Annotated in this window: 5 protein-coding genes; 3 read left to right on the top strand and 2 right to left on the bottom strand. The window is 68.4% G+C overall.

Annotated features, from left to right (window positions below):
• Positions 1-648: invasion associated locus B family protein (locus AC2W7M_RS22675; RefSeq protein ID WP_486135113.1), on the top strand; the 648-nt coding region annotated here is incomplete at its 5' end.
• A 195-nt stretch (positions 649-843) separates the two neighbouring features.
• Here AC2W7M_RS22675 and hspQ read toward each other — a convergent pair.
• Positions 844-1,146, bottom strand: a complete 303-nt coding sequence (hspQ, locus tag AC2W7M_RS22670) for a heat shock protein HspQ (protein ID WP_486135115.1) — start codon at positions 1,144-1,146, stop codon at positions 844-846.
• Positions 1,147-1,324: 178 nt separating this feature from the next.
• Complete coding sequence (locus tag AC2W7M_RS22665; protein WP_486135111.1) at positions 1,325-2,365, bottom strand: HpcH/HpaI aldolase/citrate lyase family protein; 1,041 nt, start codon at positions 2,363-2,365, stop codon at positions 1,325-1,327.
• 248 nt (positions 2,366-2,613) lie between these two features.
• Here AC2W7M_RS22665 and AC2W7M_RS22660 point away from each other — a divergent pair, with 248 nt between their 5' ends.
• Positions 2,614-2,892, top strand: a complete 279-nt coding sequence (locus tag AC2W7M_RS22660) for a GlsB/YeaQ/YmgE family stress response membrane protein (RefSeq protein ID WP_486135109.1) — start codon at positions 2,614-2,616, stop codon at positions 2,890-2,892.
• Positions 2,893-2,903: 11 nt separating this feature from the next.
• Complete coding sequence (locus AC2W7M_RS22655) at positions 2,904-3,164, top strand: GlsB/YeaQ/YmgE family stress response membrane protein (RefSeq protein WP_486135107.1); 261 nt, start codon at positions 2,904-2,906, stop codon at positions 3,162-3,164.
• The last annotated feature ends 39 nt before the right edge of the window (positions 3,165-3,203 follow it).

The following is a 3,203-nucleotide window of genomic DNA, read 5'->3' as shown; positions in this document are numbered from 1 at the left end:
CAGCCGCGGCGCAGCGCCTCGCCGCCCCAGGCCCCCGCCGGCGCGCCGGCCCAAGGTGCGCCGGCCGAAGAGCCCAAGTTCTCGGCCTCCCCCTGGCAGAAGATCTGTCAGGAAATTCCTGAGTCCAAGAAGCAGGTCTGCGTGCTCAGCCAGGTGCTCGGCGTCGAGAACCAGGCCATCGCCAAGGTCGATCTGATCGAGGTGAAGGACGAGGCCCGCCGCCGCCTGACCATCGCCGTGCCGCTCGGCATGCGTCTTCAGCCGGGCATGCGCATCACCCTCGACAAGGACCCGGTGGCGGTTCCGTTCGTGATCTGCCAGCCCATGCCGGGCGGCGGCGCCACCTGCATCGGCGAGGCCGAGATCAATGCCGACTTCATCGGCAAGATGAAGAAGGCCAATGCCATCTACCTGCAGATGATGAACGGCCAGGGCCGCACCCTCAGCCTGCCGATCTCCAACGCCGACTTCACCAAGGTCTATGACGGCCCGGGCGTCGACGCCAAGGTGGCGATGGAGCAGGAGCGCAAGCGCATGGAAGAGGCGGAAGCCGCCAAGAAGGCCCAGGACGAGCAGGGCAAGGCCGCGCTGCTGAAGAAGGGCCAGGAGCTGGAGCGCGCCAAGGCCCAGGGCACGGCGCCGAAGTGATGACGGCGGCCGGCGGCGCAGCGTAGCGCGGCCGGCTGTCCTTCCGCAGCGCCTGAAGGCGCTCGGAAAAGAGGAGCCGCAGGGGCTCCAAATAGGGGCTCCAAATGACTAAGGCCGGGCCGCGATGCGCGCCCGGCCTTTGTCATTTCAGCGACGGTCGCGGCCCGATCGCGCCGCGGGACGAGGGCAAACGCCTCAGTTCAGCAAATCGGAGCGCACCCGCCAGCCGCCCTCGCCATCCTGCGAGAGCGCCTCGACGACCTTGGGGTGGCGCACCGGCTCGTCCGAGAGATCGCGCTCCAGGTTCTGCTCGGACACATAGGCCACATACTCGCTGTCCGCGTTCTCGGCGAACAGGTGATAGAAGGGCTGGTCCTTGTCGGGACGGATCTCCTCGGGAATTGCGAGCCACCATTCCTCGGTGTTGTCGAAGATCGGATCCACGTCGAACACCACGCCCCGGAACGGGAAGTGTTTGTGGCGCACCACCTCGCCGATGCGGAACTTGGCGGTGCGGAAGCCGCTGGCGTCCGCATCCTGGACCTTGCCCGGGCGCTGCGCAGCCGCCGAAGCGGTGAGCGCGCCGGCCGGATCGGCCGCGCTTGCCTTCTCCCGCATGCCGGACTTCACAGAAGCGCCCATGGCCCCCCACTCCTTCTCGTTCGCCGCGATTGTGTCACAATCCGTAGGCCTTGCCCATTTGCGGATCCTTCGCCGCGACAATGCGCGCCAGATCGACGATCACCTTGGCCTGCTTCCAGGTGGCGTCGTCCTGCATCTTGCCGTCGATCATCACCGCGCCGGCGCCGTCCGGCATGGCCTCCAGAATGCGCAGCGCGAACGCCACCTCGCCGGGATCGGGCGAGAATACCCGCTTGGCGATGTCGATCTGGGTCGGGTGCAGCGTCCAGGCGCCGACGCAGCCCTGGAGGAAGGCGTTGCGGAACTGGCTCTCGCACGCGGCGAGGTCGGCGAAGTCGCCGAACGGCCCATAGAACGGCTTGATGCCATTGGCGGTGCAGGCGTCCACCATCTTGCCGACCGTGTAGTGCCACAGGTCCTGCTGGAAGCCGGCGCGGGGCTTGTCGCCGTCCGGATCCGCCAGCACCTGGTAGTCGGGATGCCCGCCGCCGACGCGGGTGGTCTTCATGGCGCGCGAGGCGGCAAGGTCCGCCGGTCCGAGGCTCATGCCGTGCATGCGGGGGGAGGCGGCGGCGATGGCCTCCACGTTCTTCACCCCTTCGGCGGTCTCCAGGATGGCGTGGATCAGGATCGGCTTGCCGATGGCGTGCTTGGCCTCAAGCTGCGCCAGGAGCTGGTCGAGATAGTGGATGTCCCACGGCCCGTCGACCTTGGGCAGCATGATGACGTCGAGCTTGGCACCCACGCTGGAGACGATCTGGACGATGTCGTCCAGCACCCACGGGCTGTTCAGGCAGTTGATGCGGGTCCACAGGCCGGTGGCGCCGAAATCCACCGCCTTCGCCATCTCGATGAAGCCGGCGCGGGCGGCCTCCTTGGCGTCCATGGGGATGGCGTCTTCCAGATTGCCCAGCACCACGTCCACCTGCGCGGCGATGTCCGGCACCTTGGCGCGCATCTTCTCCAGATGCGGCGGCACGAAGTGGATCATGCGCTCCAGCCGCACCGGGAGCTCGCGATAGGGCGCGGGCGCGCCGATGGCGAGCGGCTTGAAGAAATTGCGCGGCAGCTTCATGGACTTCCCCCCGATGGCCCGGCCGAGCCGGCGGCGACGGGAACCACTTCCCCCGCGCGCCGGGCCTTGATGTGCAATGCAGCATAGCCCGGCGCCGCGCGCAACTTCACCGCACGCACCCGGCGCTTGTACCTCGCGCGCGATCTTGAGCTGTGCCAGAGTGGCGCCGGCCGGGGCTGGGGCGACGGTCCGAGTCGCGACGCCCGGTTGCCGGCGCTGCACGCAGCGGCGCGGACAGGAGTTCGCAGATGAACGACCAAGCCTATGCGTTCCTCAGCCAGCCGGGCGTCGGCTTCTTCTCCATGATCCTGATCGGCGTCATCGCCGGGTGGGTGGCCGAGCGGATCACCGAGAGCAACCACGGCCTGCTCACCAACCTCATCGTCGGCGTGGCGGGCGCGTTCGTGGGCGGGGGGCTGGCCTCGCTGCTCAACATCGAGGTGTTCGGCTTCTTCCGCACCCTCATCGCCGCCATCGTCGGCGCCATCATCCTGCTGTGGGTCTGGCGCGCCCTGCGCGGACGCTGAAGGAGGCACCCATGGGCTTCTTCGTCTCGATCATCGTCGGCATCCTCGCCGGCTACATCGCCGAGAAGGTGATGAAATCCACCGGCGGGCTGTGGACGAACCTGTTCGTCGGCGTCGTCGGCGGCATGCTGGGCTGGTGGGTGGTGGGGCTGCTGGGCCTCACCTATATCCAGCGCGACGGCTTCGTGGACAGCGTGGGTGGTCTCCGCCTGCGGGGCGGCTGCTGCTTGCTCGCCATCTGGCGCGCGATCCGCGGCCGCAAGCCCGCCTGAGGCGGCGCGCGGCGCCGCGTTTTCCCGCAGGGGCAGGGG

This window comes from Xanthobacter sp. BG11Y11_SDJG, from assembly GCF_057364445.1.
This window is presented reverse-complemented; position numbering and strand designations above follow the sequence as displayed.

Coding starts and splice junctions, on each gene's coding strand:
- AC2W7M_RS22655 (WP_486135107.1), top strand. CDS start 2,904: ATGGGCTTCTTCGTCTCGATCATCGTCGGCATCCTCGCCGGCTACATC.
- AC2W7M_RS22660 (WP_486135109.1), top strand. CDS start 2,614: ATGAACGACCAAGCCTATGCGTTCCTCAGCCAGCCGGGCGTCGGCTTC.
- AC2W7M_RS22665 (WP_486135111.1), bottom strand. CDS start 2,365: ATGAAGCTGCCGCGCAATTTCTTCAAGCCGCTCGCCATCGGCGCGCCC.